The sequence below is a fragment of the Hufsiella arboris genome (assembly GCF_009834875.1).
In the GTDB taxonomy this organism is placed as follows: Bacteria; Bacteroidota; Bacteroidia; order Sphingobacteriales; family Sphingobacteriaceae; genus Hufsiella_A; species Hufsiella_A arboris.
This window is the reverse complement of the sequence record NZ_WVHT01000001.1, coordinates 797,565-822,742: the sequence shown is the minus strand read 5'-3', so window position 1 is coordinate 822,742 and position 25,178 is coordinate 797,565. Positions and strand designations below refer to the sequence as shown.

Here is a 25,178-nt window from a genome sequence, read left to right as displayed (position 1 = left end):
AAATCAGCTGAGTTTTTTAATTGCCTCGCCAATTCTTGGAATCAAGCTCTCTATTTCTTCGTAGGAACAAGCACCTACTGATGTACGGAACCATGCCAGATCTTCATCAGTTCCAAAAGCTGAGAACGGCACCAATGCGCCTTTTGCTTCCTGGATCAAGTAAAAGTTTATGTCAGACGGGCTTCGAAGCACTTTGCCGTCTGGCGTTACTTTTCCTTTCAGATCGATCTTCACTGTCAGGTAAATTGCTCCCATTGGTTCAATGGCATCAACGGGGAAGCCTTGTGCTTTAAGATGCTTGATACCCTTATAAAGCGCCTCTAAACTCTGTTGTATCCGCTGTTTAAACTCCGCTAAGTAATTCTGCACCGCCGGTGAATTTTTCAGAAAATGTGATGTTGCTACCTGCTCGGCCTTCGGAGCCCATGCGCCCATATGCCCTATGATCGCTTTCATGTTATCGATAATGTGAGCCGGACCGAAGCCCCAACCAACGCGTACGCCGGTTGCAGCGAAGCATTTTGAAGCGCCATCAATAAATACCGTGTAATCCCGCAATTCGGGACGTAACGAAACCGGGTTATAATGTTGATGATCGCCAAATGTGAGCTGCGAGTAAATCTGGTCGTATAATAGGTAAAGCGGCTTTTCACCTTCTTTACGTGATTTGTTTTCCTCAATCACCAGGTCGCAGATCTCTTCCAGATTTTCTTTTGAGAACATGGTACCAGTTGGATTTAACGGCGAACAAAGCGCCAATAATGTTGCACCTTTAATGTACTCACTTAACTCGGCCGCCGTTGGCATAAAATTATTATGTGGGTGAGTTGGCACCGCCACGCCGTCTGCAGAAGTCAGATCGCAATAATGGTTGTTATTCCATGATGGCGCAGGATAAACAACTTTATCACCCGGATCAACCAAAGCCAGATAGGTTGCATATATCAGCGGACGGGAGCCTCCGGATATGAGAATTTCATTCGAAGCATAATCAAGGTTAAAATTTTCTTTCAAAAACCCTGAAACTGTCTGCCGCAAATCAAGAACTCCATCTGCCGGCGGATAATTTGTCTGGTTATGATTGTAAGCGTCGATAATTTCGCTTTTTAATTCGCCGGGAATAGGATAGATGTTTGAATCAAAATCACCTATAGTCAAATTAGCAATGTTCTGACCGGCTTTCTTAAGTTCATTAATTTCTCCGGCAATTTTTATAATCTCAGACCCTTTGAGATTTTGGGCCAGTTTAGAAATACTCATTTTAATTAGTTTATGCGCCAAAGATAGGAAGTCGGAGGTGGGCAGACAAAAGTGAGTGGATATTTTACGATGAAGTATGAAGTTGATGCGATTATTCGCCCGACGAATTCTTAATCGCTTGCAATGATCATCGAAAGAATTAGGACAGAATGGCGGATATGTTGATACAAGATTTTCAGTTTTAAAAGCAGGTTCAGCAATAAGGAAACAGGATCAAGCAGTTATGAATGTCAAGTGCTAATGTGACTTTTGATTTGAAAAGCAGCGCTTGGTGTGATATATTTTCGGATAGTCCCGTTATCCGCTATAGTTTTGCCGTGAAAGTTCCTGGTCATTTGAAATTTTAATACCGGCAAAAGCTGCCGCTGCTACCGGGTTCAAAATGCAGGGGCATTGCATCTTGGCACGAACAAAACGCAAATAGTATCACTGCAATGCGTACAATGAACGGGATAGAAGCGGATACCGGCCCGTGGCTAAGGCTTGTGCAGTATAAGCGTATAGCCCGGCTAACTGTAATTGAATTACTTCATTTGCTTCTCAATATCCTTTAAATAATCAGCCACATGAACGTTACAGAATCACTAACTCTCGCACTATTTATATACGTTCGTTTGCACTAAAAATTTAATCAAGCAAAGCGTTAATCGCCTTTTGAATTTTACCAAACCCAAATTCACCCTGAACTTTATTAAAAGCTGCTTTTATCTGCTCATTCATCAAATTTCCAATGCTGCCTTCATGTGTGTGATTTACCGTTTTCAATGGCTTAAAACTTCCATTTTCAATGGCCATGCCGATGTTTTTATAAGCTTCACGGAACGGAACACCTTTCAAAACTTCATCGTTCACAACCTCCACACTGAACAGGTAATCATACTTTGGGTCGTTTAAAATATCATCTTTAACGGTAATATTTTGCAGCATGAATGTGCATATTTCCAGGCACTCGTTTAAGGATGTAAACGCTGGGAAAAGATTTTCTTTAAGTAATTGAAGATCGCGGTGATAGCCAACGGGAAGATTCGTCGTCATCATAGCAATCTCGTTCGGCAGTGCCTGAATCTTATTGCATCTTGAGCGGATCAGTTCAAATACATCCGGATTTTTTTTATGCGGCATGATGCTCGAGCCGGTGGTCAGTTCATCCGGGAAACTGATAAAGTCGAAATTCTGGTTAATGAACAGCGTTACATCCATTGCAAACTTAGCCAATGTTGCCGCTACAGACGACATCGCCTGGGCGAGAATCCTTTCCGTTTTTCCACGGCCCATTTGCGCGTAGACAACGTTGTAGTTTAACGACTCAAATCCAAGTAATTCAGTTGTCATGGTACGGTTAAGCGGAAACGAGGATCCATAGCCAGCCGCTGAACCCAACGGATTTTTGTTGCAAACCTTCCAGGCGGCAAGCATAACTTCCAAATCATCAACCAGGCTTTCTGCATAAGCTCCAAACCACAAACCGAATGACGAAGGCATCGCGATTTGCAGGTGCGTGTAACCCGGCATCAATTTCTCTTTATGTGTTTCGCTTAGTGAAATCAACTGATCGAAAAGTGCTTGTGTATTTTTTACGATCGCTTCGATCTGGCTGCGGAAGAAAAGCTTAAGATCAACTAAAACCTGATCATTGCGGGAGCGGCCAGAATGAATTTTTTTCCCGGCTTCACCAATACGCTCGGTCAATAAAAATTCCACTTGTGAATGAACGTCTTCGACGTTATCAGCAATTGAAAAGAATCCTGCTTCGATTTCCTTGTAAATATTTTTTAACTCTTTTTGTACCGTTTGTAAATCTTCTGAAGAAAGCAAACCTATGCTTTCAAGCATACGTGTATGGGCCAACGATCCGAGTACATCAAACGCGGCCATTTCCCGGTCGAGCTCGCGGTCTTTACCAACAGTAAATGTTTCTACGGATTTAAGAGTTTCTTTATCTTTTTGCCAGAGTTTCATGTGGAGTTCGTCATTGCGAGGCACGAAGCAATCTCGCCCGTTTAATAATTAAATTATTTTTGTTCTAACTAAGCACTTTAGGACTGCTTCGTACCTCGCAGTGACGCAGTGGCTTTCGTCTTTGCGAGCACGAAGCAATCTTTTATCATTAGAAGTCTGAGCAGTAGCATCTTTAAATCAAAATTCGTAAATCAAAACACAATCCTTTCCAGCATCCTGACATACAAATCTATTCCTTCGCGGATCTCATTCACATAAATAAATTCATCAGCCATGTGTGAACGTGCGGAATCACCCGGGCCAAGTTTCAACGATGGAATATCCAGCAACGCCTGATCGCTCGTTGTTGGTGAACCGTAAGTTGTTCTGCCTAAAGCAATGCCGGCTTGAACGATGGGATGTTCTTTATCTATCGACGATGGTTTCAATCTAACAGATCGTGCTTTTACCTCGCAGGAAACATGCTGGTGGATAATGTCTAAAACTTCCTCATTTCTGTAAGCATCCGTCACACGCACATCAACCACAAAATCGCATTGTGCAGGAACCACGTTATGTTGTGAGCCGGCGTTAATTACGGTTACCGACATTTTCAGCGGGCCAAAAACTTCGGAAACTTTCGGAAATTTATAGTTGCGGAACCATTCGATATCTTTCAACGCTTTGTAAATAGCGTTATCGCCTTCCTCCCGTGCAGCATGTCCGGCTTTGCCATGCGCAGTACAATCGAGCACCATTAAACCACGTTCGGCTACCGCGAGATTCATTAATGTCGGTTCGCCAACAATCGCAAAATCGAGCGGGCCTAAATCCGGGATAACCAGTTCCAGTCCGTTATTACCCGATATTTCTTCTTCAGCTGTCGTCGCCAGACAAAAGTTATATTTCAGATTTTCCTGAGGATAAAAATGAAGAAATGTGGCAATCAACGATACAAGGCAACCGCCAGCGTCATTGCTTCCCAAACCGAAAAGCTTATCTCCTTCGATATCCGCTGCAAACGGATTTCGCTGGTAGCCGGTGTTCGGCTTTACCGTATCGTGATGCGAGTTTAGGAGTATCGTAGGTTTAGCACCGTCAAAATATTTATTGTACGCCCAGATGTTGTTTAATTTTCGATGAGTACGAACGCCGCGCTGCTGTAAAAACAGCTCAATTGCTGCCGCAGTATGGTTTTCTTCCTTGCTGAACGAAGGAATTCGTATCAGTTTGCGAAGCAGGTCGATACTATCGTTTTGTAGTTTCTCTAACATAAATGAGATTTACGAATTACGGCCCGAGAATTACCGGGATTTGATTTACGATTGTTAGCGCAAATCTGCCGTAATTATTCATTTGTCTTATATAAACCGCCGGCTTTTGTGGCGGAAAGTTTAATTCCTTTAATCAGCGAGGAGCTAAATCCATGGTGTTCCATTTCATTTAGTCCTGCAATTGTGCAGCCTTTTGGCGATGTCACTTTATCGATTTCCGGCTCAGGATGCGAATGGTTCAGAAGCAACAAATCGGCCGCGCCTTTTGCTGTTTGTACTGCCATCTTTAAGGCTTCATCTGCATGAAACCCGATTTCAACGCCACCTTGAGAAGCTGCACGGATCGCTCTCAAAAAGAACGCGATTCCGCAAGCGCAAAGTGCAGTTGCCGATGTCATTAAGTCTTCATTGATGGTTACAACCGATCCAACAGTTTCAAACATGGCGGTTACTTCATCCAGGTTCTCGGGAGTTGCATTATCGGTAGCAATACATGTCATCGATTGCCCGATAGCGATAGCAGTGTTAGGCATGGCACGTACAACCTGAACGTTGTTGCCAAGTTTTTCCCGAACGTCCTGGCAGGATACGCCTGAAACTACCGAAATCACCAGGTGCTTTTCAGGATCAATGGCGCCGGCAATTTCTTCAAGCAGGTTATTAAGCTGCTGAGGAAGCACGGCGATAATAACAATTGACGCTCCGAAAACGGCACGATAATTCTGATCGCTCACCTGAAACCCTTTCGCGGTTTGCTCGGTCATGTGCTGAAGATTCCGCCGCGTAAGCGTAATGCTGGCCGCATCCGTGTAATTGGCTTTGACTAATCCTTTCGCGAGCGACATTCCGATATTGCCACTGCCAAGAATGGCGATTTTACTTGTTATATCCATGGTTTAGTTGATTAATCGTGTTCCAAATGTTTGTTTGCTTAACTGATCCAGCTCATCGGCTTTCCCGATAAAAACTTCACTTACGCCGCTTTTGATCGCTTCAAAGGCGTTGTGAAGCTTAGGGATCATTCCGCCAGCCACAATTCCATCACTTTTTAACTGTTCAAAGTCTCCTGAAGGGATTTCACGAACAACAGAATCATCATCATCCACATCTTTCAAAACTCCCTTTTTCTCGAAACAATAGATCAAACTTGTTTCGTAGTGTTTCGACATAGCTACCGCGATGGCAGAGGCAATCGTATCGGCATTGGTATTCAAAAGTTGTCCTTCACCGTCGTGTGTGATAGCTGAAAAAACCGGGATCAACCCGTCTTCCAGAATTTTAGACAGCATATGTGAGGCAACCGAAGTTTCATGTAAATCTCCGACAAAGCCGTAATCAATTTCTTTAACCGGACGTTTCTGAGCCCGGATAAGGTTGCCATCGGCACCAGTAAGGCCAATTGCGTTGCAGCCACGGAATTGTAACTGCGCTACGATGTTTTTGTTAATGAGGCCGGCATAAACCATCGTCACGATTCGCAGCGTTTCTACATCTGTGATACGGCGACCGTCGATCATTTTTGGTTCGACGCCCAGGTCTTTTCCCAGCTCAGTTGCAACTTTTCCACCGCCATGAACCAGGATTTTGAATCCCTCCAGGTCATGGAAATCTTTCAAAAATTCATGGAGATTCCTCGAATTATCGATTACGTTACCGCCGATTTTAATGATGTACAGTTTGTCCTGTTTTGCCATTTTAACATTTATTCAATTGTGTCATCGCTGCTGACACAATTAATAATTTACTTCGATTTCAAAAACTCGTTAATAACCGGAAACTCCTTTTCCGGCTCTTCGACCTGTGGATTATGCCCGGATTTTTCGAACATTACAAACTTTGCCTGCGGACAATATTCTTTATACTTCACCATCATCCATGGCGTTGCCACGCGATCAAATCGGCCACCAATAATAAGAACCGGCATTTTTATATTTTTTAGCTGTTTACGGTAATCGAATGTGCCGATGTCGCTTCCAACTATAAAGTCGCCATCCTTGCCAACCATTTGATAATACAATTTGGCGTTCATCGAATTCGGATAAGGTTTGCCGCCGCCGCGAGATTCAAACCGTGCCGGATTGTAAGCATACAAAAATCCGTAAGGCACTTTTCCGTAAACTTCCTGGTGATCTGCATCACTCGAAACGCCACCTTTCTCTCGGATAGCCATCAACTCAGCCCAAACCTCGGGATAATTAGTCTTGATTTCGTGGTTCGAGTTATCATCATTTTCCTGCCACATCACGAAGCTGTGAAACGTATCAGCTAAAATCAGGTGACTTAAATGTTCCGGATATTTTACAGCATAGCCCTGTGCAACAACGCCGCCGTACGAGTGGCCAAGCACGGTTATCTTATCCAGTTTTAAAGCTTTTCGTAAGCCTTCAATATCTTCAATATCGCGAGCCAGCGTATATTCTGAAACGACTTTCGCAGTGTCAGACTTTCCTCTTCCGAATGCATCAAAATATATAAGCTGATGGCGTTCGGCTGCTAAGGGGTCAAAACTTCTTAATCCACGATGCGCGCCGCCCGGACCGCCGGCAATGAATATAATCGGGTCGCCTTCGCCAACAGTTACCACCCAAAGTTTTGCGCCATTAACCGTGACATATTTTCCATCAGTAAAGCTATCAACCGTTTTTTGTTGGGCGTTTACAACAATGAAAGATAGGAGGATGAACGATAAGAGGATTGACTTTTTCATAATTAGGATCTATGTCTGTTCATGTAATCTGCGATCAGATTTTCATTCTGATCGAAACTTTTCGAGAATTCAGAAATGATTTTTTGTTGTTCATCTGAAGTTTTGTTCTGGCTTAGTTTCTTTTTAAACTGAAGATCGGTAACAGTAATCTCAAAAGCCACGATGCCTTTAAGCATTTTTGTTTTATACTCGCCAGAAAGCGAATTCCATTGGTCCAGGTAGCCCTGTTCGTAATTTTTAATGGTACGTTCAAGCAAGGCGAATTTCTCCGATTCTGCTTTAATTATTTTTGCCTTTCCATAAGCATGAACGGCCAGGTAATTCCAGGTTGGGACACTCTGTTCCTTCTCATAGAATTTAGGCGAAATATAGGCATGCGGTTCCGTGAAAATTACAAGTACCTGATCATCGAGCTGCAGTGCCTGCGGATTAGCTACCGCGAAATGTGAAGCTATATTGATGTCATTTTCACGTTGAGTTACGAGAAACGGCAAATGCGTAGCAATCGGAAGATTTCCGGAAGACGTAACAATTGTACCAAAGCTGTAACGCTGCATAAAAGCAATCGCTTCATTCAAATTTTCGCTTTTAAAATGCCTTGGTATGTACATGATCTACGAATTTTTGAGCATTTCCTTTAACACGGTTTGTGCCGCCCAAACGCGGTTTCCTGCTTCCTGAATTACGAGTGAATTTGGTCCGTCCAACACTTCGGCTGCCAACTCCAAATCACGCCGAACGGGAAGGCAATGCATCACTTTTGCGCTATTTGTCGGTGACAGTTTTTCATTGTTCAGCATCCAGCCGTCCGGGTAGGTTAGTACTTTGCCATATTCCTTGTAGCTCGACCAGTTTTTTACATACACATAATCTGCGCCTTGTAATGCTTCCTCTAAATTATGGTTAATCTTCGCGCCGTCGGTAAATTGCTCCGCAAGTTCATAACCTTCGGGATGTGCAATCGTGAAATCAAGCATGCCTTCTTTTTGCGCCCGGCTCATCCATTCGGCAAATGAATTCGGAACCGCCTGAGGAAGAGCTTTGACATGAGGCGCCCAGGCAAGAACAACTTTTGGAAGCCCCTCCCCAACCCTTCCCGAAAGGGACGAAGTTTTCCATGTTTCCTGAATCGTGATAAGATCTGTAAAGCTTTGTAGCGGATGCAGCGTAGCGCTTTCCAGGCTTACAACCGGCACACCGCAAAACTTCACAAACTTGTTAAACAAACCTTCGCTGTAATCTTCTTCGCGGCTGTGTAACTTCGGAAAACTTCGCAACCCCAGAATATCGCAATATTCGCCCATTACCGCAGCTGCCTCGCGGATATGCTCAACGGTGCTCCCATTCATTACCACGCCATCTTCAGTTTCCAAAGCCCAACCCTCTTTATCCATGTTCATGATCATGACATTCATGCCCAGGTTAAGCGCAGCTTTTTGAGTGCTTAAACGTGTTCTTAAACTTGGATTCAGAAACACTAATCCCAGCGTTTTATTTTTACCGAGACTTTGGTAAGCAAATGGGTTTTGTTTTAATGCAAGCGCATCATCAACAAATTGCTGCAGGTTATTTACGTCTTTTACAGATGAGAATAGTTTCATTTTTCTAGTATTTTGTCATCCTGAGGAACGAAGGATCTGTTTCATTCATTCAGATGCTTCCTTCGTCAGCATGACAGTAATAATGAACGGAACGCTTCCAAAAAATGATCAGCATGCGATTTCGTTAAATTCAACGCAGGCAATAACCTGATCACATTGGGTTTCGCTTCGCCGGTAAATATTTTATGTTTGAACAATAAATCCTTTTTAACAGACACCAGTTCTTCAGGCAAATCGATTCCAATCATCAGGCCGCGACCGCGAACTTCCTTAATCGACTCAAATTTCTTCAATTCTGAAATCAGGTAATTTCCAACTGTTTCGGCATTTGTCATCAGGTTATCCTGCTCCATTACTTCCAGTACAGCAAGCGCTGCGGCGCAAGCAAGATGATTGCCGCCGAAAGTAGTTCCCAGCATCCCATGCCATGGCTTAAATTTCGGAGAAATTGAAATTCCACCCACAGGAAAACCATTACCCATTCCTTTCGCCATCGAATAAATATCGGCATCAACATCCGCGAAATCATGTGAGTAAAATTTACCAGTTCTGCCATAACCGCACTGAACAGAATCTGCAATGAACACAGCATTATACTGATCGCATAATGAACGGATCTTTTGCAGAAAACTTTCTGAAGCTACCTTAATCCCGCCGACGCCCTGAATGCCTTCTATAATTACTGATGAAATTTCGCCTCCAAAATCAGTGAAAGCCTTTTCTAACGCCTGTTCATCGTTATGGGGAAGAAAGATAATATTGTCAGTTTCGTTAACGGGAGCAATGATTTTCGGATTGTCGGTAGCCGAAACGGCCAGCGAAGTTCGTCCATGGAATGCTCCTTTAAAAGCAATAACCTTACTGCGGCCGTTATAAAACGATGCAAGTTTTAACGCATTCTCGTTCGCTTCTGCGCCGGAATTACATAGGAAGAGCTGATAATCAGTCTTACCTGAAACTTTACCAAGCTTCTCTGCCAGTTGTTGTTGAATCGGGATTTTTACAGAGTTCGAGTAAAACCCAACTTTGTTCAACTGGTCAGTTAATCGCTTAACATAGTGCGGATGCGTGTGGCCAATTGAGATCACGGCATGGCCGCCGTACAAGTCTAAATATTCCGTGCCATCTGCATCCCAAACGTTAGAACCTCTGGCTTTGGTGATTTCTATGTTGTTTAATGGGTATACGTCGAATAAGTTCATTTTTTTGTTGTTTTGTCATCCTGAGGAACGAAGGATCTGTTTCAACGCGCAGATGCTTCCTTCGTCAGCATGACAGTAATTAAAATCCTACACCTTTCAGCCTCAACCCCGCCGTTTCCTCAATTTCAAACATCAAATTCATATTTTGCACTGCCTGGCCGCTGGCGCCTTTTAATAGATTATCCATGATGCTGATGATAAAAAGTTTGTTATCGTGTTTTTCTAAATGGATAATGCATTTGTTGGTATTCACCACTTGCTTCAAATCAATGTTCTTTTTGCTGATATGTGTGAATGCCGCCTCTGCATAAAATTCTTCATATAAATCCTGCGCTTGCTCCAGGCTTAAGTCACAGTCAGTGTATATGGCTGCAAATATTCCCCGTGTAAAATCTCCGCGTTGAGGTATAAAGTTTAACGGCGATTGAACATCTTTTGAATGAAGCGGGAACTCCGGCTGCAACTGCTTTATCGATTGGCTGATCTCATTTAAATGCTGATGTCCGAACGCTTTGTAAACGGATAAGTTATTATTTCTCCATGTGAAGTGAGAGGTCTGCGATAAACTTTGTCCTGCGCCGGTTGATCCTGTGATCGCGTTTATATGCACTTCAGCTGTTAATAGACCTTTTGATGCCAGCGGCAACAAACCCAATTGAATGCAAGTTGCAAAACAACCCGGATTGGCAATGTTTTCAGCTGATTTGACTGCGTCTTTATTTAACTCAGGTAATCCGTAAACGAATTTTCGGTTAACAGATTGATCATTAGGGATTGCAGCTAATCTAAAATCCTGGCTTAAATCAATTACCTTGATTTTTTGATCGATTGGATTTGCCTGCAAAAACTTAACCGCATCTCCGTGACCGACGCATAAAAAAAGTACATCGATATCCTGCGATATTTCACTGCTAAATTTCAAATCGGTATCGCCAAAAAGATCGGTATGGACATCTGAAATATAATTACCGGCGTTGCTGCTGCTGTTAACAAAAGCGATATCAACATAAGGGTGATTAATCAGAATACGTAAAAGTTCACCACCGGTATATCCGGCACCGCCAACGATTCCTGTTTTGATCTTACTTGCCATAGCTGCGTACGTTAATATGGTAAGTTAAAAACTCGGTAGATGCTCCCTGTTTTTCAAACCCTGTGGCTTCATAAAGGCTTTGCGCTTTGAAGTTATCAACTGCTGTCTCGATTTTTACTATCGATGCGCCATGATCCCTTGCAAATTTTATTGAAGTATTTAACAGACTTCGTCCGATACCTGCTTTGCGATATTCTTCCTGAACAAAAAAATCATTTAAAATCCAGTTCTTCACTGCGAAGCGGGATGAATACATCGGGTAAAGCTGCGTAAAACCGACAGGCCTTTTTGTTCCGTCTTCGTTAACCGCCAAAGCAACGAAAATGATTGACTCGTTATGTTGTAAGCGGGTTTTTATAAATTGTTTGGCCAGCTTCTTATCAGATGGCTGCTTGTAAAAAACGCGATATTGATCAAACAGATCCACAACAAGATCTGCCTCCTGAGCATGAAGCCATTTGATTTCAAAATCAATATTAGTCGCAGTTGATACGGTCATTTTTAGTTGAAGGATGAGAGTATAAAATAAATTCCAGGTCTGCCTCGCTATGATTGCTGATCCGGTGTTTTTGTTTGGGATGAACTTCTATTCCTTGTCCGGCGTTGAGCATCTGGATGCTGCCATCGATGTAAAACATCGCACTGCCTTTCAGGATATAAAAAAACTGTGTGGCGAACTGATGATAGTGGAACTGCTCATTGGCATTTGGAGGCATTAACTCCTGCTTCACTGATCGTTCGTCGGTATCTACCAACACCCATCCATCGCAGTTATCGCCCCATTTATAATGTTCACAGTTTTCTTTAGAAATTGTGTTCATAGCTAATCTTCGCCGTTCACTTTATGGTAAATCATTACCTGGTTGCCAAATATTTTTGAAAATCCTTTTACATCTTCGCCAGTCCAGGCGTTATTCATTTCGCCGTAGCTGCCGAACTTGCTGCTCATTAAATCATGTTTTGATTCAATGCCAATAATCTGAAAACGGTAAGGATTCAATTCCACAAACACTTTACCGCTAACGGTTTTTTGAGTGTCGGTTAAAAACGCTTCAATGTTTCGCATAATCGGATCATGAAATTGCCCTTCATGCAGCCAGTTTCCGTAAAACGAAGACAACTGATCTTTCCAGCTTAATTGCCATTTCGTTAACGTATGTTTTTCCAGCATATGGTGCGCCTTGATAATGATAACCGGAGCCGCTGCTTCAAAGCCAACGCGACCTTTTATTCCGATAATGGTGTCACCTACGTGAATATCACGACCTATTCCGTATGGCTGGGCGATTGCCTGAAGCCTTTGTATCGCAGCAGTCGGTTTTATTTTTTCGCCGTCCAAAGCCACTAATTCGCCCTTTTCGAAAGTCAGTTCAATACGTTTCGAATCAGTTGACGTAACCTGCGTTGGCCAGGCCTCTTCAGGAAGTGTATCATGAGAAGTTAATGTTTCTTTTCCACCAACAGACGTACCCCAAATGCCTTTGTTGATCGAGTACCTGGCTTTTTCAGCGCTATACTCCACGCCATGATTGTTTAAATATTCAATTTCCGCTTCGCGGGACAATTTCAGATCGCGAATAGGGGTGATAATTTCGACACCCGGAATCAGGATATTAAAGATCATATCAAAACGAACCTGGTCGTTACCTGCTCCAGTTGATCCGTGCGCCACATAATCAGCACCTATCTTCTTTACGTAATTGGCAATCGCGGTAGCCTGGCTCACCCGTTCAGCACTTACAGACAGTGGATAGGTCGCATTTTTCAACACGTTTCCGAAAACCAGGTATTTAATACAGCTTTCGTAATAGTTCTCGGTTTCGTCAACTACCGCATGTGATGCAACGCCTAAAGCATAAGCGCGTTCTTCGATAGTTTTTAGTTCTTCGTCTGAAAAACCGCCTGTGTTCACGATGACCGAATGAACTTCCAGGTCGCGATCTTTTGAAAGATAAATACAACAAAACGAGGTATCCAATCCTCCGCTGAACGCTAAAACTACTTTTTTCTTTGCCATTTCTTAGTATTGAGTAGCGAGTATTTAGTATTGAGACTGACTCATACCTTACTCAAGTTATTTAATGTTGAATTATTTTAATTAGTAACGCAGATATACCAAGCATCATTTTAAGCGAACCCCGTAATTTAGCTTCAATACGTTCCAGCAAGGTGGCCTTCCTTGAAACTTTAGTCATCTGTTCGGTTTTTTCTTTTTCTTCCTGTTCTTTCGCCAGGCGCATTTTTTCCTCAATTTCCTTCGCTTTTTCTTCCGGATCCCAAAGCATGGCTGTACACATGCAGTTTTTCCGTTCCTTCATCGTCAGGATGTCGAAGTTTACGCAGCTCTGGCAGCCTTTCCAGAAATTTTCATCCTGTGTTAACTCGGAATAGGTCACAGGTTCGTAACCTAGCTCAGAATTGATTTTCATTACAGCCAGGCCGGTTGTTAACCCAAAGATTTTTGCTTTTGGATATTTCTCGCGTGATAATTCGAAAATGCGTTTTTTGATCGCCTTTGCCAGTCCGGCTTTCCGATAGATAGGATTGACTATTAAGCCTGAATTGGCCACAAAATCGCCGTGGCTCCAGGTTTCGATGTAACAAAATCCTGCCCATGTGCCGTCTTTATGCAAAGCTATTACGGCTTTCCCTTCCAGCATTTTCTGAGCTACGTAATCAGGCGAGCGGCGGGCAATTCCCGTCCCTCGTGCCTTGGCAGATTCCTCCATCTCGTCTACGATCTGAAGGGCGTAATTTGTATGTTTATCTGTTGCAGGGATTACAACAAAATCGGTTATTTCCATTGTAACTAAACAAACCGTTTTAAAACGGATAGACTTTTTCCAGTCTGGTTGTTAAAATTAGTTGATTGATTGTTTAACCGCCCGATGCGATTATTGTTGAGAGGTAAGGCCAAGTCAAACTCTTGGCATAAACGGTCGTCGGTGCCTTAAAACTAACTTTTGGTTTGTAGTTTTCTCGGCAATGCAAATTACATAACCAGTCTGGTTTTCAATGTCATTTGCAGATATGTAAGTAGATACGTTCATCCCGGTGTCTTTTGACTTACAGTGAATTACTCGTTTAAATCGCTGCAAAAGTTCTAATAAAATTTATTTAATGCAACAGTTTTTTTGATTTTAATAGAAATATAACAATTGGCTTAGATATTAACGTGTTGTTACAGACAGGTTTTTATACTTTAGATGAAAGTGGTTCACGTTATATTCGCTACTAACAAACAAGCGATTATGGCTGCTATCCAGCAATAATGCTTTTATCAAAATAATCGATGATCTGGGAAAGGTCGGATAACACCTATCAGTAATCAGGCCAGCTGTCCACTGTAACACTCATGCCTCGGGGTTGCCTTTACCATCGCGTTTAAAATGAAGGGGGTATACAAACCTGGAATAACCGCATTTTCATCAACATTCTTGCTGGTTTTTTCAAAGACGTTTAAATTTGGATTGTTATAAGCTTAATAAAACTATCGTTCAGATTTACTAATGATCCAGTATCAAACCATCATAAACCAGTTTAACGAGCAGGGAGAAAAAACCGGCTGGAGTTACATAGATGTACCGGCAGATATTGCCGAACAACTATGTTCCGGTCGGAAAACATCTTTTCGCGTGAAAGGAAAAATCGACCATTTACTAATTAAACAAGTAAGTTTGTTGCCGATGGGGGAGGGAAACTTCATCATTCCATTAAAAGCGGATATACGCAAAGCTCTCAGAAAGGAAAGGGGAGCAACCGTTTCACTGGAATTCGAATTGGACGAATCTGTACTTGAAATAGACGCCGATCTGATCGCCTGTCTTGAAGAAGAGCCCGTAGCTTTTGAAAAGTTTAACAAAATGCCGCGTTCGCACCAGCACTATTACAGCAAATGGATCCTGACAGCTAAAACGGAAGCAACCAAAGCCAAACGAATAGCCATGACGTTGAACGCAATGCTCCGCGGCATGGATTATGGCGAAATGATTCGTGCCGAACGGGATAATCGGTTATAAAAATGTCTTTGCCAATAATTTATACGATTGCAGACGATCGTCGAAATCTTCCGTTATAGTAACAGCCATCAGCTCACTTACATCATAGTGATGGAGCAAAGCGATTAGCTTTAGTTTCACCTCGTCAGGCGTTCCTACAATTGTCCGTCGCCGGTTATATTGAATGCGTTCCAATTCTGCTGGACTATATGAAAGATCTTTCACATCTTCGTAGGACAAGGGCATTAAGCTACCGCCACGTTCCAACTGGATAAACCTGAAATCCATGACCGCCTGCTGCCGCTTAATCTTTTCTTCATCTTCCGAAACGAAAATAAAAATAGCGAGCAGCTCTTGTGGTGAAGAAAGATCTGCCGAAGGCTTAAACCTATCGCGATACATCTTTACTGCTTCCGGACCACCATTCGGATTAATGAAATGAGCAAATGCCATTCCCATCCCAAAGTGCGCGGCGAACAAGCCGCTTTGGCCACTGGAAGTCAACAGCCACATAGGCGGAATCGTTTCGGCTTTCGGGATAGCGAAAATCTTTTCCTGAATGGTACCAGGTTCAGCAGTATCGTTCAGGTAATGCTGCAGGTCAACCAACTGTTCGATAAAGTCTTGTTCAGCCCAGCGGTTCGAAGGATTTAGCAATGATGCGGTAATGCGGTCGGTGCCGGGAGCCCGGCCCAAACCTAAATCAATCCTTCCGGGGAACAGGGCCTCAAGCATGCGAAAATTTTCGGCCACCTTTAATGAACTGTGATTAGGCAGCATAACACCCCCTGATCCAAGGCGAAGATTTTTTGTTTGGCCGGCCAAATGTGCGATTAGAACCTCCGGTGTTGATCCGGCCAAACTCGTTGTATTATGGTGCTCAGATACCCAAAACCGTGTATAGCCAAGCTTATCGGTAAATTTTGCCAGTTCTACTGTTTCCTGTAAAGCCTGATTCGCTGTTACGCCTTTTCTAACAGGCGACTGATCGAGTACGCTCAGTTTGACTTGTGATAAATCCATATTTCCTGAACGCAAAACTAAAGTATGCGTTTTCGGGATTTATCTGTTGGGCCGTTTTATGGCAGAAGGATTACTAAACGATTTTCTCGCGCTTACCAGATTGAAGGCTTCGGTAAATCGCGTCAACCACCTTCATATCTTTCATCCCCTCCTCGCCGGGAACTCTCGTTTGTTTCTTATTTAAAACACATTGCGCGAAATCATCCATTTGTGCGGCTTGCTGAACGATGTGCGGAAAGTTAAACTCTCCTTTACTGGTTCCGCCCGCCTGTCCGCCATAGGCATAGGCCGGCTCCAGCCAGAATTTTCCATTTTGGGCTTTGGCTTCCAACCTTCCCCAATTATTGTTGTAGCTGGATTTTCCATTTGAAACGGCACCAGACGGAAACTCAAGTTTCCAGAAAATCGTTTCGTCAACATCCTTGAACAGCTCTGGTTTTGTCTTTTCCTGGCGGGCTGTAACGTAAAGCGGTTCCTCCCCGGTAACATAGCGTGCTCCCTGGATGGCGTAAACTCCCATATCCATTAAAGCGCCGCCGCCAGATAGGGCTTTTTTTAGGCGCCAAGCATTCGGATCTCCGCCGTATACAAATCCGTTTTCAGCTTCGATAGTTTGCACTTTACCAAAAACTTGTTTCTGCCCCAGGCGCATCATCTCCATATTATAAGGCTCAAAATGCAGCCGGTATCCGATAGAAAGCATTCGGTCTGCTTTTTTGCAGGCATCGATCATTAATTGGCAGTCCGCTGCATTGAGTGCCATAGGCTTTTCACAAATTACATGTTTGCCTGCCTTGGCACCCCGAATAGTAAACTCCTTGTGCATTGAAACGGGCAGCACAATGTAAACGATGTCAATGTCTTTGTTTTTCGCAATTTCATCGAAGTTCCCGTAATTATATATGTTCTTCTGCGGAATGTTATACTGCTGAGACCATGTCGCTTCTTTGGAAGGCGTTCCTGTTACGATACCGGCCAAGTAGCAATTTTTAGTTTTCTGAAGGGCTGGAGCAAGCTGGCCACCGGCATAACCGCCCAACCCAATCAATGCGATTCCAAGCTTTTTGTTCTCTACAGTTGAAGCGCAGGCTTCAAGAAAGGAGAGATTTGGCGCGAGGGCTGCAGCTCCCACTCCAACCGAAATATTTTTAATAAATGACCGCCTGGTATTGTCGTTGCTTTTCATGCCGGATAGTTTTTTATTAGCAACTACACTGATTGATAAATGTTTAGAGAATTTAAGATTTGTGGTTTGCCTGTGGGATAAGATCCGTAGTTACTGGTTTGACTAGGTTATTTTTTTGAGGTATAACTCGCTATTGTTTTTGCGGTGATAGAAAATGATGATAGCAAGTAAAGCCAAAATGTTTTAAACGGGATGGAAGCGGCATCCTTTTTTATCAACGATAGGTTAAAGTCCGGGAATAAAAAAGATACAGCGTACAGCCCGGCTAACGTTAATTGGAACCCTGCAACTGCTTTCCAAAACCTGAATAGTAATTTAGTTGAGAAGCAATGGCAGATTTTCATGCAGTTGTAAGACGCTACGAATAGTTATAAGGCGCGGCAAACCTAAGATCTTTGACCGCTACCAAAAGATTGCACCGGTCCTTATCCGATTAAATAACGGCCTGTGTTAAATAAACCCACTCGTCGTGGAAAGCTTTTTTGCGGAATAGGCCTTCAATACGCAGAAGCGTTCACAAAAAACTTGCAACCAAAGCAGGACTGCAAATGCAAAGAATGATGCCGTTCGTTTTCAAAAGTGAATTATTAAAACGCTTTCTTTAAAGCAAGGGCCCTGTTGAACAAGTTTAATATAACCAACTTGTGTCATCCTTTGCTTTCATTTAAATTGAATCCCATTTAAACTTGGGCGACATTGCTTAAAACGCCCTTCTTGCCCAAATGCATTAACAAGTCTACGTACCCAAACTTTTTCTTCCCAACCATTTGACAGTTAAACAATTTCCCCTATCTTTGCAGTCCCGAATTTATGGGGTATAGTATATTGTTTAATTAATTTAATATCAAGCAAGTGAATACGTTAAGTTACAAAACTGTCTCTGCCAACAAGAAGACCGTTAACAAGGAATGGATCGTTGTTGACGCTGAAGGCGAGATCTTGGGGCGCTTGTCATCGAAGATCGCTATGATCATTCGTGGAAAACACAAGCCAACATTTACCCCAAACGTAGACTGTGGAGATAACGTAATCGTTATTAACGCAGACAAGGTAAAACTGACCGGAAACAAATTGTCTGAAAAGACTTATGTTTCTTACACTGGTTATCCAGGTGGTCAGCGTTTCATTTCTCCTAAAGAGTTATTGGAAAAGCATCCTACCCGTATCATTGAAAAAGCAGTACGTGGTATGTTACCTAAAAATCGTTTGGGCCGTGCGTTATACAAAAACCTGTTTGTTTATGCAGGTTCAGAGCATCCACACGAAGCTCAGACTCCAAAAACCGTTAAACTTTAAGGAAGAAAAGAAATGTCAACAACAAACACTTCAGGAAGAAGAAAAACTGCAGTTGCCCGCATTTACTTAAATGATGGCAGCGGCAACATTACCGTAAACGGTAAAGATTACAAAGAATATTTCCCAACGTTACCGCTTCAGTACATTGTTAACCAATCGTTAGAAGTTTCTGAAAACGGCGGTAAATTTGATGTAAATGTGAACGTAGCGGGTGGTGGCGTTAAAGGACAGGCAGAAGCCGTTCGTTTAGCTATCGCGAAAGCTATTGTTGAGTTAGATCCGGAGAAAAAATCTGCATTACGTGCAAAAGGTATCATGACCCGCGACGACAGAATGGTTGAGCGTAAAAAACCAGGACGCCGCAAAGCTCGTAGAAGATTTCAATTCAGTAAACGTTAATTTAAGGAGGATCAAACAATGGCTAGAACAACATATCAGGATTTACTTGATGCAGGTGTACACTTTGGTCACCTTACCCGTAAATGGGACCCGAAAATGTCACAGTACATTTTCATGGAGCGTAATGGCATCCACATTATCGATTTAAATAAAACTTTAACCAAAGTAGAAGAAGCTGCCGCTGCGATTAAACAGATCGTAAAATCAGGCCGTAAAGTATTATTCGTTGCTACTAAGAAGCAAGCGAAAGATATTGTAGCTGAGCAGGCAAAAAATGTAAACATGCCTTTCGTAACCGAGCGTTGGTTAGGTGGTATGTTAACAAACTTCGCTACAGTACGTAAGTCGATCAAAAAAATGTCGAACATCGACAAAATGACGAAAGACGGAACTTACGATGTATTGTCTAAGAAAGAAAAGCTGATGATTCAGCGTGAACGTATCAAATTGGAAACTCTTTTAGGAGGTATCTCTGATCTGAACCGTTTACCTGCAGCTTTGTTCCTTATCGATGTTAAGAAAGAGCATATCGCTGTTACTGAAGCGTTGAAATTGAACATCCCGACTTTCGCGATGGTTGATACAAACTCAGATCCTTCAAATATCGATTTTCCTATCCCGGCGAATGACGATGCTACTAAATCAATCTCTTTAATCACCAATATCATTATTGAAGCTATTAAAGAAGGTTTAGATGAGCGTAAACGCGATAAGGAAGATGAGGCAGAAAAAGAAGCGGCAGCATCTAAAGCTAAAATCGACAGCGGCGCTGAACAAGCACCTGCAGCCGAAGAAGTTTCAGGAAAACGCGAACGTAAGGTAGCGGCTGAAGCTCAAACTGAAGGCCAGTCAGAAGAATAATATCCAGTTACGGGTTACGGGTTATAAGTTGTGTGTGTCCACGTAACTCATAACTCCTAACCCTTAACTTTTTTACACGTAAAATCTTAAAAAAGAAATAAACATGTCTACAGTACAAATTTCTGCTTCAGACGTAAATAAACTGCGCCAGCAAACAGGTGCGGGAATGATGGATTGCAAGAAAGCTTTAACGGAAGCTAACGGCGATTTCGAAGCTGCTATCGATTACCTTCGTAAAAAAGGTGCAAAGGTTGCTGCTAGCCGTCAGGATCGTGATTCAAACGAAGGTGTTGTTATTGCAAAAACTACAGCTGATGCTAAAACAGGTATCGTTGTTGAAGTGAACTGCGAAACTGACTTCGTTGCGAAAAATGCTGATTTCATCTCTTTTGCTAACAGCATCGCTGATTTGGCTATTGAGAAAAATCCTGCAACAACAGAAGAATTATTAGCACTTGAATTAAACGGGTCAAAAATCTCTGATCTTTTATTAGATCAAACTGGTAAGATCGGTGAAAAAATCGGTGTTTCTAAATTTGAGAAGGTATCAGGTGAGAAAGTAATTGCTTACATCCACGGTAACTACCGTTTAGGTGTATTAGTTGCGTTAAGTGCTGATGCAGCTGGAGCTGACGAAGCAGGCAAAGACGTTTCAATGCAAATTGCTGCGATGAATCCGGTTGCTATTGATAAAGGCGACGTAGATTCAAAAACTATCGAGCGTGAGCTTGAAATCGCAAAAGAACAAATCCGTGCAGAAGGTAAACCAGAAGAAATGGTTGAAAAAATCGCTGCAGGAAAATTGAATAAATTCTACAAAGAGTCGACCCTGTTAAACCAGGAGTTTGTGAAAGATTCGTCGAAATCAATCGCACAATTCCTTGACAGTGTGTCAAAACGATTAACGGTAACCGCCTTCAAGCGGGTTCAGTTAGGAGCTTAATTTTCAAAGCCTCACTTTAAAAGTGAGGCTTTTTTTTGCTTTAACTTTTTTGAGCTATTTTGCGTGAGCATTCAACCTATGAAAATTGCGTATACGAATTGTATCGTTGTTACCAACGGCAGTGAGCTGCATGGCAAAGCCGTCATCACGGAAGGGAATATTATTTCGGATATAGTTTCTGAAAACAACATTCCTCAAGATTGCCGGCAGCATGATTTAGACGGTGCATTTATTTCGCCCGGTTTTATCGATCTGCAGATATATGGGAGCGGCGGCAAACTTTTTGGCGGCGTTCCAACAGCAGACGCCTTAGCACAAATGGAAGCGGACCTCCTTTCGCAAGGCACGACAGGTTTTCTGGGGGCGGTAGCTACTAATACTCCAGCAATTGTTCAACAAGCTGTCGATGCGGCAAAGGACTTCCGCAATCGATCGCAAGACATCTTCATTGGGCTCCATCTCGAAGGACCTTACTTAAATCCCAAACGAAAAGGCGCACATCCCGCTGACCTGATCAAAAAAGGATCACTTGAAGAACTAAAAAGTTGGGTGGAATCTGCTAAAGGGGAGATTAAAATGATGACAATCGCCCCGGAATTGCAGGATCAGGAACTGATCGACTATCTCAAGGAACAACAAATTATTATTTCGGCCGGGCACTCGGATGCTGACTATCGGCAAGCTTGTTCTGCTTTTTCAAATGGCGTCGCAGCGGCTACCCATCTTTATAACGCCATGCCGCAACTTCATCATAGAGAACCAGGGCTGGTTGCGGGCATTTTCCATTCGAAGCCGTTTACCAGTATAGTTGCTGATGGCGTCCACGTTAGTTTTCCAATGATTGAAATCGCCAAGAGGCAACTTCAAGAAAAGCTCTATCTCATAACTGATGCCGTAACTGAAACCAATGAAGGCATTTATCAGCATGTTTTAAATGGCGACAGGTACACAATGCCAGACGGAACGCTGTCTGGATCAAGCTTAACGATGCTGAAGGCAGTACAAAATTGTGTTACCGAGGTAAACATTGACTTACCGGAAGCCGTAAACATGGCAAGCCTCTATCCCGCAACAGTTATTGGATTGAACGAATCTCTGGGAACTATTGAGCATGGAAAACAAGCCAATATGGCCATTTTTGATCAGAATTTTAAAATTAAAGGCACAGTGTTTCAGGGAAATTACATTGAAAACGCCGGATAATTTTTTACAGTAACATTTATTAAATATTTTTGAAAAACCTTCTCTGTAATGAAATACAAAAGAGTTCTTCTTAAGCTGAGTGGCGAATCACTCATGGGCGACAAGCAATATGGCATTGACAGTGAACGTGTTGCGCAATATGCAAGTGACATTCGTGATGTCTATAAAAAGGGCTTGCAAATAGCCATAGTAATCGGAGGAGGAAACATTTTCCGCGGATTAAGTGCCGAAAAATCAGGGATGGACCGGGTTCAGGCCGACTACATGGGTATGTTGGCTACAGTTATCAACAGCATGGCTCTGCAAGATGCTCTGGAAAAAGTAGGGATGAAAACCCGCTTGATGACAGCTATTAAAATGGAACAGATTTGCGAACCCTTTATCAGGCGCCGCGCTGTCCGTCACCTTGAAAAAGGCAGAATTGTCATATTTGGCGCAGGAACAGGAAATCCATACTTCACAACCGATACTGCCGCATCGCTGCGTGCTATCGAAATCCAGGCTGACGCTGTTCTTAAGGGCACACGTGTCGACGGTATATACACCGCTGATCCGGAAAAAGATCCATTAGCTACACGCTACAATGAAATAACTTTCCAGGAAGTATACGACAAAGGATTAAATGTAATGGACTTAACCGCCATAACTCTTTGCCAGGAAAATAAGCTGCCAATTATCGTTTTTGACATGAACAAAGCCGGGAACTTTATGCGCGTCGCCGACGGTGAACCTTTAGGCACATTGGTTACCGGTTAATCAAATCGAAAAAGAATTGTAATTTTACACTCTCGAAAAACGCTTAATATGAGTGAACTGATAAAAAAACAATTAACTGAAGCACAATCAAGCATGGACAAGGCTGTTGAGCATTGTGAATATGAATTGACGAAAATACGCGCGGGAAAAGCAAGTCCTGGTATGCTTGATGGTATCATGGTTGAATATTATGGAACGCCTACCGCGATTAGCCAGGTTGGAACAATTAATACACCAGACCCCAGAACACTGGTGGTAACCCCATGGGAAAAGAATCTTTTAACCAGTATCGAACGGGCAATCCATGAAGCGAACATCGGTCTTAATCCACAGAATGACGGTCAGGTTATACGTTTAAACGTACCTCCCTTAACGGAAGAACGCCGCTTGGGTTTGGTGAAAAAAGTAAAAGAAGAAGCTGAACGCGGAAGGATCACCATTCGCAACATTCGCAAAGATGCTAACGAGCGCATAAAAAAATTAAAATCGGAAGGTGTATCCGAAGATGAAATAAAAACAGGTGAAGCCGAGGTGCAAAAGTTAACAGACAGCTATATAGTTAAAGTTGATAAACACGCCGAAGTGAAAGAAAAAGATATCATGACAGTTTAAGTTCGTAAGTCTTATGTCATTTGAAAGGGAATGAGGTGCATGCTTCATTCCCTTTGTTATTTTTGTTCAAGATGAATCTGTTAATCAATTATTTAAAGAAATATAAGTGGATCGTCCTGCTGGCCTTGGTGCTAGCCGGCTTCAATATGGGATTTTCGCTTCTTGACCCATACATAACCGGCCGCATAGTAGATCGCTTTATAGAAAAAAGAGACGTATTAGAACGCAGCCAATTTGTTTGGGGGGTTCTTGGCTTTGTCGGACTGGCAATTGGAGCGGCAATGGTTTCCAGAATCGCTAAAAATTTCCAGGATTATTTTACGAATATCATCATCCAAAAGGTCGGCGCTAATATGTATGCCGACGGACTAAAACATTCGCTTAAAATGCCTTATCAAGTTTTTGAGGATCAGCGTAGCGGGGAAACGTTGGGCATTTTACAAAAGGTAAGAACGGATTCAGAAAAATTCATTACATCCTTCATCAGTGTTTTATTTGTTTCGCTTATCGGCATCATTTTCGTGATTGTTTATTCCATTTCGGTAAGCTATAAAGTTACGTTGGTTTATTTCGCAGCCATCCCGATCATTGCTTTTCTTAGTATGTTCTTGAGTCGGAAAATCAAAGTGATACAAAAAACGATTGTTAAAGAAACCACGGCTTTGGCAGGATCAACGACCGAATCTCTTCGAAATATAGAACTTGTTAAAAGCCTTGGCCTGGCTGATCAGGAAATTGAAAGACTTAATAAAACAACTTTTAAGATTCTTGACCTGGAGCTAAAAAAAGTTAAATATGTTCGAAGCATGAGCTTTGTTCAGGGGACAACTGTAAACCTGGTTCGCAGTAGTATGATAGTAATCTTATTGCTACTTATTTTTGAAAAGACCATTTCACCCGGCCAGTATTTTTCCTTTTTATTTTATTCCTTCTTTTTGTTTAATCCTTTACAGGAATTAGGAAATGTGATCCTTACCTGGCGCGAAGCGGAAGTATCACTCGGAAATTTCCATAAGATCCTAAAAATGCCTGTAGAGCAAAAGCCTGTAAGCCCAAAGTCGTTTTCAAGGATTTCAGAACTTGAATTCGAGAACGTTACTTTCAAGCATCTTACCGCTAATAGAAATGCCCTTAACGGGATCAGTTTTGATGTACAAACAGGCGAGACAATAGCTTTTGTCGGCCCTTCGGGTTCCGGCAAAACGACGCTTGTTAAGCTGCTTGTAGGCCTATATAATCCCATTGAAGGTGAAGTTCTATACAACGGCATACCCTCTGATGAAATCGATCTGGACCACCTGCGTGAAAAAATTGGGTTTGTCACCCAGGACACTCAGCTCTTTTCAGGAACCATACGTGAAAATTTGCTTTTCGTACGGCCAAATGCAAGTGATGAAGAATGCCTGGAGGTATTAAGAAAGGCTGCGTGTCAGACCCTTATGGCGCGCGCCGTAAACGGATTGGATACCGTCATCGGTGAAGGTGGAGTAAAGGTCAGCGGTGGCGAAAAACAGCGACTGTCGATTGCCCGGGCTTTGCTGCGCCGGCCAAATATCTTGGTGTTTGATGAAGCTACTTCATCCCTTGATTCGATAACGGAGGAAGAGATTACACGAACAATTCGTGACGTTTCCGACATGGAGGACCATATCACAATCCTGATCGCTCACAGGCTTTCGACCATCATGCATGCAGATAAAATATTTGTACTCGAAAAAGGAAACATTATTGAATCCGGCAAACATCATGATCTGCTTGAAGAAAAAGGACTTTACTACGCGATGTGGCGCCAGCAAATAGGCGAGAGAACATTTGAGCTAAACTAG

25 protein-coding genes are annotated in these 25,178 nt (G+C 42.6%); 9 read left to right on the top strand and 16 right to left on the bottom strand.

Annotated features, from left to right (window positions below; genetic code table 11):
- Positions 1-3: 3 nt before the first annotated feature.
- The 14 genes from GS399_RS03635 to GS399_RS03570 all read right to left on the bottom strand — a co-directional run bounded on the left by GS399_RS03635 (position 4) and on the right by GS399_RS03570 (position 13,879).
- A complete protein-coding gene (locus GS399_RS03635; protein WP_160843208.1) occupies positions 4-1,260 on the bottom strand; it encodes a pyridoxal phosphate-dependent aminotransferase in 1,257 nt (418 codons plus the stop codon).
- Positions 1,261-1,887: 627 nt separating this feature from the next.
- Complete coding sequence (gene argH, locus GS399_RS03630; RefSeq protein WP_160843207.1) at positions 1,888-3,219, bottom strand: argininosuccinate lyase; 1,332 nt, start codon at positions 3,217-3,219, stop codon at positions 1,888-1,890.
- Between the two features lie 191 nt (positions 3,220-3,410).
- Positions 3,411-4,472, bottom strand: a complete 1,062-nt coding sequence (locus GS399_RS03625) for a M20 family metallo-hydrolase (RefSeq protein WP_160843206.1) — start codon at positions 4,470-4,472, stop codon at positions 3,411-3,413.
- A gap of 74 nt (positions 4,473-4,546) precedes the next feature.
- Positions 4,547-5,365 carry a pyrroline-5-carboxylate reductase gene (gene proC, locus GS399_RS03620; protein WP_160843205.1) on the bottom strand — a complete coding sequence of 273 codons (819 nt, stop codon included), beginning with the start codon at positions 5,363-5,365 and terminating at the stop codon, positions 4,547-4,549.
- 3 nt (positions 5,366-5,368) lie between these two features.
- Positions 5,369-6,166: an acetylglutamate kinase gene (argB, locus tag GS399_RS03615; RefSeq protein ID WP_160843204.1), complete on the bottom strand. Its 798-nt coding sequence runs from the start codon at positions 6,164-6,166 to the stop codon at positions 5,369-5,371.
- Positions 6,167-6,213: 47 nt separating this feature from the next.
- Positions 6,214-7,179 carry an alpha/beta fold hydrolase gene (locus tag GS399_RS03610; RefSeq protein ID WP_160843203.1) on the bottom strand — a complete coding sequence of 322 codons (966 nt, stop codon included), beginning with the start codon at positions 7,177-7,179 and terminating at the stop codon, positions 6,214-6,216.
- A 2-nt stretch (positions 7,180-7,181) separates the two neighbouring features.
- Positions 7,182-7,790, bottom strand: coding sequence for an FMN-binding negative transcriptional regulator (locus GS399_RS03605; protein WP_160843202.1), 609 nt, complete (start codon positions 7,788-7,790; stop codon positions 7,182-7,184).
- Between the two features lie 3 nt (positions 7,791-7,793).
- Positions 7,794-8,780, bottom strand: coding sequence for a Rossmann-fold NAD(P)-binding domain-containing protein (locus GS399_RS03600; RefSeq protein WP_160843201.1), 987 nt, complete (start codon positions 8,778-8,780; stop codon positions 7,794-7,796).
- 65 nt (positions 8,781-8,845) lie between these two features.
- Complete coding sequence (locus GS399_RS03595) at positions 8,846-9,982, bottom strand: aspartate aminotransferase family protein (RefSeq protein WP_160843200.1); 1,137 nt, start codon at positions 9,980-9,982, stop codon at positions 8,846-8,848.
- Between the two features lie 79 nt (positions 9,983-10,061).
- Entirely contained in the window at positions 10,062-11,075 is a 1,014-nt protein-coding gene (argC, locus tag GS399_RS03590) for an N-acetyl-gamma-glutamyl-phosphate reductase (protein ID WP_160843199.1), read from the bottom strand.
- Positions 11,065-11,574 carry a GNAT family N-acetyltransferase gene (locus GS399_RS03585; protein ID WP_160843198.1) on the bottom strand — a complete coding sequence of 170 codons (510 nt, stop codon included), beginning with the start codon at positions 11,572-11,574 and terminating at the stop codon, positions 11,065-11,067. The genes argC and GS399_RS03585 overlap by 11 nt, the downstream gene beginning before the upstream one ends.
- Complete coding sequence (locus GS399_RS03580; RefSeq protein WP_160843197.1) at positions 11,552-11,896, bottom strand: cupin domain-containing protein; 345 nt, start codon at positions 11,894-11,896, stop codon at positions 11,552-11,554. Before GS399_RS03580 ends, GS399_RS03585 begins: the two co-directional genes overlap by 23 nt.
- A gap of 2 nt (positions 11,897-11,898) precedes the next feature.
- A complete protein-coding gene (gene argG / locus GS399_RS03575) occupies positions 11,899-13,092 on the bottom strand; it encodes an argininosuccinate synthase (RefSeq protein ID WP_160843196.1) in 1,194 nt (397 codons plus the stop codon).
- Positions 13,093-13,153: 61 nt separating this feature from the next.
- Positions 13,154-13,879: a GNAT family N-acetyltransferase gene (locus GS399_RS03570; RefSeq protein ID WP_160843195.1), complete on the bottom strand. Its 726-nt coding sequence runs from the start codon at positions 13,877-13,879 to the stop codon at positions 13,154-13,156.
- 705 nt (positions 13,880-14,584) lie between these two features.
- Here GS399_RS03570 and GS399_RS03565 point away from each other — a divergent pair.
- Positions 14,585-15,094 carry a YdeI/OmpD-associated family protein gene (locus GS399_RS03565; protein WP_160843194.1) on the top strand — a complete coding sequence of 170 codons (510 nt, stop codon included), beginning with the start codon at positions 14,585-14,587 and terminating at the stop codon, positions 15,092-15,094.
- Here the strand turns inward: GS399_RS03565 and GS399_RS03560 are convergent.
- The gene (locus tag GS399_RS03560) at positions 15,089-16,096 is read right to left on the bottom strand and encodes an LLM class flavin-dependent oxidoreductase (protein ID WP_160843193.1); all 1,008 of its coding nucleotides are present in this window, start codon (positions 16,094-16,096) and stop codon (positions 15,089-15,091) included. The genes GS399_RS03565 and GS399_RS03560 overlap by 6 nt on opposite strands.
- 73 nt (positions 16,097-16,169) lie before the next feature.
- On the bottom strand, positions 16,170-17,282 hold the full coding sequence (locus GS399_RS03555; RefSeq protein WP_160843192.1) for a Gfo/Idh/MocA family protein: 1,113 nt from the start codon (positions 17,280-17,282) through the stop codon (positions 16,170-16,172).
- 852 nt (positions 17,283-18,134) lie between these two features.
- On the opposite strand from GS399_RS03555, the gene rplM reads away from it, so the two are divergent.
- From rplM to GS399_RS03515, 8 genes are all read left to right on the top strand, one after another.
- Positions 18,135-18,578, top strand: coding sequence for a 50S ribosomal protein L13 (gene rplM / locus GS399_RS03550; RefSeq protein ID WP_160843191.1), 444 nt, complete (start codon positions 18,135-18,137; stop codon positions 18,576-18,578).
- Between the two features lie 12 nt (positions 18,579-18,590).
- Entirely contained in the window at positions 18,591-18,977 is a 387-nt protein-coding gene (gene rpsI, locus GS399_RS03545) for a 30S ribosomal protein S9 (protein ID WP_160843190.1), read from the top strand.
- An 18-nt stretch (positions 18,978-18,995) separates the two neighbouring features.
- Positions 18,996-19,838 (top strand): 30S ribosomal protein S2, encoded by an 843-nt coding sequence (rpsB, locus tag GS399_RS03540; RefSeq protein ID WP_160843189.1) that lies wholly within the window; start codon positions 18,996-18,998, stop codon positions 19,836-19,838.
- 103 nt (positions 19,839-19,941) lie between these two features.
- Entirely contained in the window at positions 19,942-20,781 is an 840-nt protein-coding gene (gene tsf, locus GS399_RS03535; RefSeq protein WP_160843188.1) for a translation elongation factor Ts, read from the top strand.
- A gap of 78 nt (positions 20,782-20,859) precedes the next feature.
- Entirely contained in the window at positions 20,860-21,984 is a 1,125-nt protein-coding gene (gene nagA / locus GS399_RS03530) for an N-acetylglucosamine-6-phosphate deacetylase (protein WP_160843187.1), read from the top strand.
- Between the two features lie 48 nt (positions 21,985-22,032).
- Entirely contained in the window at positions 22,033-22,740 is a 708-nt protein-coding gene (pyrH, locus tag GS399_RS03525) for a UMP kinase (RefSeq protein ID WP_160843186.1), read from the top strand.
- 48 nt (positions 22,741-22,788) lie between these two features.
- Complete coding sequence (frr, locus tag GS399_RS03520) at positions 22,789-23,352, top strand: ribosome recycling factor (protein WP_160843185.1); 564 nt, start codon at positions 22,789-22,791, stop codon at positions 23,350-23,352.
- A gap of 71 nt (positions 23,353-23,423) precedes the next feature.
- Positions 23,424-25,178 carry an ABC transporter ATP-binding protein gene (locus GS399_RS03515; RefSeq protein ID WP_160843184.1) on the top strand — a complete coding sequence of 585 codons (1,755 nt, stop codon included), beginning with the start codon at positions 23,424-23,426 and terminating at the stop codon, positions 25,176-25,178.

What these genes read in the sequence shown, in the direction of transcription:
- GS399_RS03635 (WP_160843208.1), bottom strand. Translation starts at nt 1,260, where the DNA reads ATGAGTATTTCTAAACTGGCCCAAAATCTCAAAGGGTCTGAGATTATA.
- argH (WP_160843207.1), bottom strand. Translation starts at nt 3,219, where the DNA reads ATGAAACTCTGGCAAAAAGATAAAGAAACTCTTAAATCCGTAGAAACA.
- GS399_RS03625 (WP_160843206.1), bottom strand. Translation starts at nt 4,472, where the DNA reads ATGTTAGAGAAACTACAAAACGATAGTATCGACCTGCTTCGCAAACTG.
- proC (WP_160843205.1), bottom strand. Translation starts at nt 5,365, where the DNA reads ATGGATATAACAAGTAAAATCGCCATTCTTGGCAGTGGCAATATCGGA.
- argB (WP_160843204.1), bottom strand. Translation starts at nt 6,166, where the DNA reads ATGGCAAAACAGGACAAACTGTACATCATTAAAATCGGCGGTAACGTA.
- GS399_RS03610 (WP_160843203.1), bottom strand. Translation starts at nt 7,179, where the DNA reads ATGAAAAAGTCAATCCTCTTATCGTTCATCCTCCTATCTTTCATTGTT.
- GS399_RS03605 (WP_160843202.1), bottom strand. Translation starts at nt 7,790, where the DNA reads ATGTACATACCAAGGCATTTTAAAAGCGAAAATTTGAATGAAGCGATT.
- GS399_RS03600 (WP_160843201.1), bottom strand. Translation starts at nt 8,780, where the DNA reads ATGAAACTATTCTCATCTGTAAAAGACGTAAATAACCTGCAGCAATTT.
- GS399_RS03595 (WP_160843200.1), bottom strand. Translation starts at nt 9,982, where the DNA reads ATGAACTTATTCGACGTATACCCATTAAACAACATAGAAATCACCAAA.
- argC (WP_160843199.1), bottom strand. Translation starts at nt 11,075, where the DNA reads ATGGCAAGTAAGATCAAAACAGGAATCGTTGGCGGTGCCGGATATACC.
- GS399_RS03585 (WP_160843198.1), bottom strand. Translation starts at nt 11,574, where the DNA reads ATGACCGTATCAACTGCGACTAATATTGATTTTGAAATCAAATGGCTT.
- GS399_RS03580 (WP_160843197.1), bottom strand. Translation starts at nt 11,896, where the DNA reads ATGAACACAATTTCTAAAGAAAACTGTGAACATTATAAATGGGGCGAT.
- argG (WP_160843196.1), bottom strand. Translation starts at nt 13,092, where the DNA reads ATGGCAAAGAAAAAAGTAGTTTTAGCGTTCAGCGGAGGATTGGATACC.
- GS399_RS03570 (WP_160843195.1), bottom strand. Translation starts at nt 13,879, where the DNA reads ATGGAAATAACCGATTTTGTTGTAATCCCTGCAACAGATAAACATACA.
- GS399_RS03565 (WP_160843194.1), top strand. Translation starts at nt 14,585, where the DNA reads ATGATCCAGTATCAAACCATCATAAACCAGTTTAACGAGCAGGGAGAA.
- GS399_RS03560 (WP_160843193.1), bottom strand. Translation starts at nt 16,096, where the DNA reads ATGGATTTATCACAAGTCAAACTGAGCGTACTCGATCAGTCGCCTGTT.
- GS399_RS03555 (WP_160843192.1), bottom strand. Translation starts at nt 17,282, where the DNA reads ATGAAAAGCAACGACAATACCAGGCGGTCATTTATTAAAAATATTTCG.
- rpsI (WP_160843190.1), top strand. Translation starts at nt 18,591, where the DNA reads ATGTCAACAACAAACACTTCAGGAAGAAGAAAAACTGCAGTTGCCCGC.
- rpsB (WP_160843189.1), top strand. Translation starts at nt 18,996, where the DNA reads ATGGCTAGAACAACATATCAGGATTTACTTGATGCAGGTGTACACTTT.
- tsf (WP_160843188.1), top strand. Translation starts at nt 19,942, where the DNA reads ATGTCTACAGTACAAATTTCTGCTTCAGACGTAAATAAACTGCGCCAG.
- nagA (WP_160843187.1), top strand. Translation starts at nt 20,860, where the DNA reads ATGAAAATTGCGTATACGAATTGTATCGTTGTTACCAACGGCAGTGAG.
- pyrH (WP_160843186.1), top strand. Translation starts at nt 22,033, where the DNA reads ATGAAATACAAAAGAGTTCTTCTTAAGCTGAGTGGCGAATCACTCATG.
- frr (WP_160843185.1), top strand. Translation starts at nt 22,789, where the DNA reads ATGAGTGAACTGATAAAAAAACAATTAACTGAAGCACAATCAAGCATG.
- GS399_RS03515 (WP_160843184.1), top strand. Translation starts at nt 23,424, where the DNA reads ATGAATCTGTTAATCAATTATTTAAAGAAATATAAGTGGATCGTCCTG.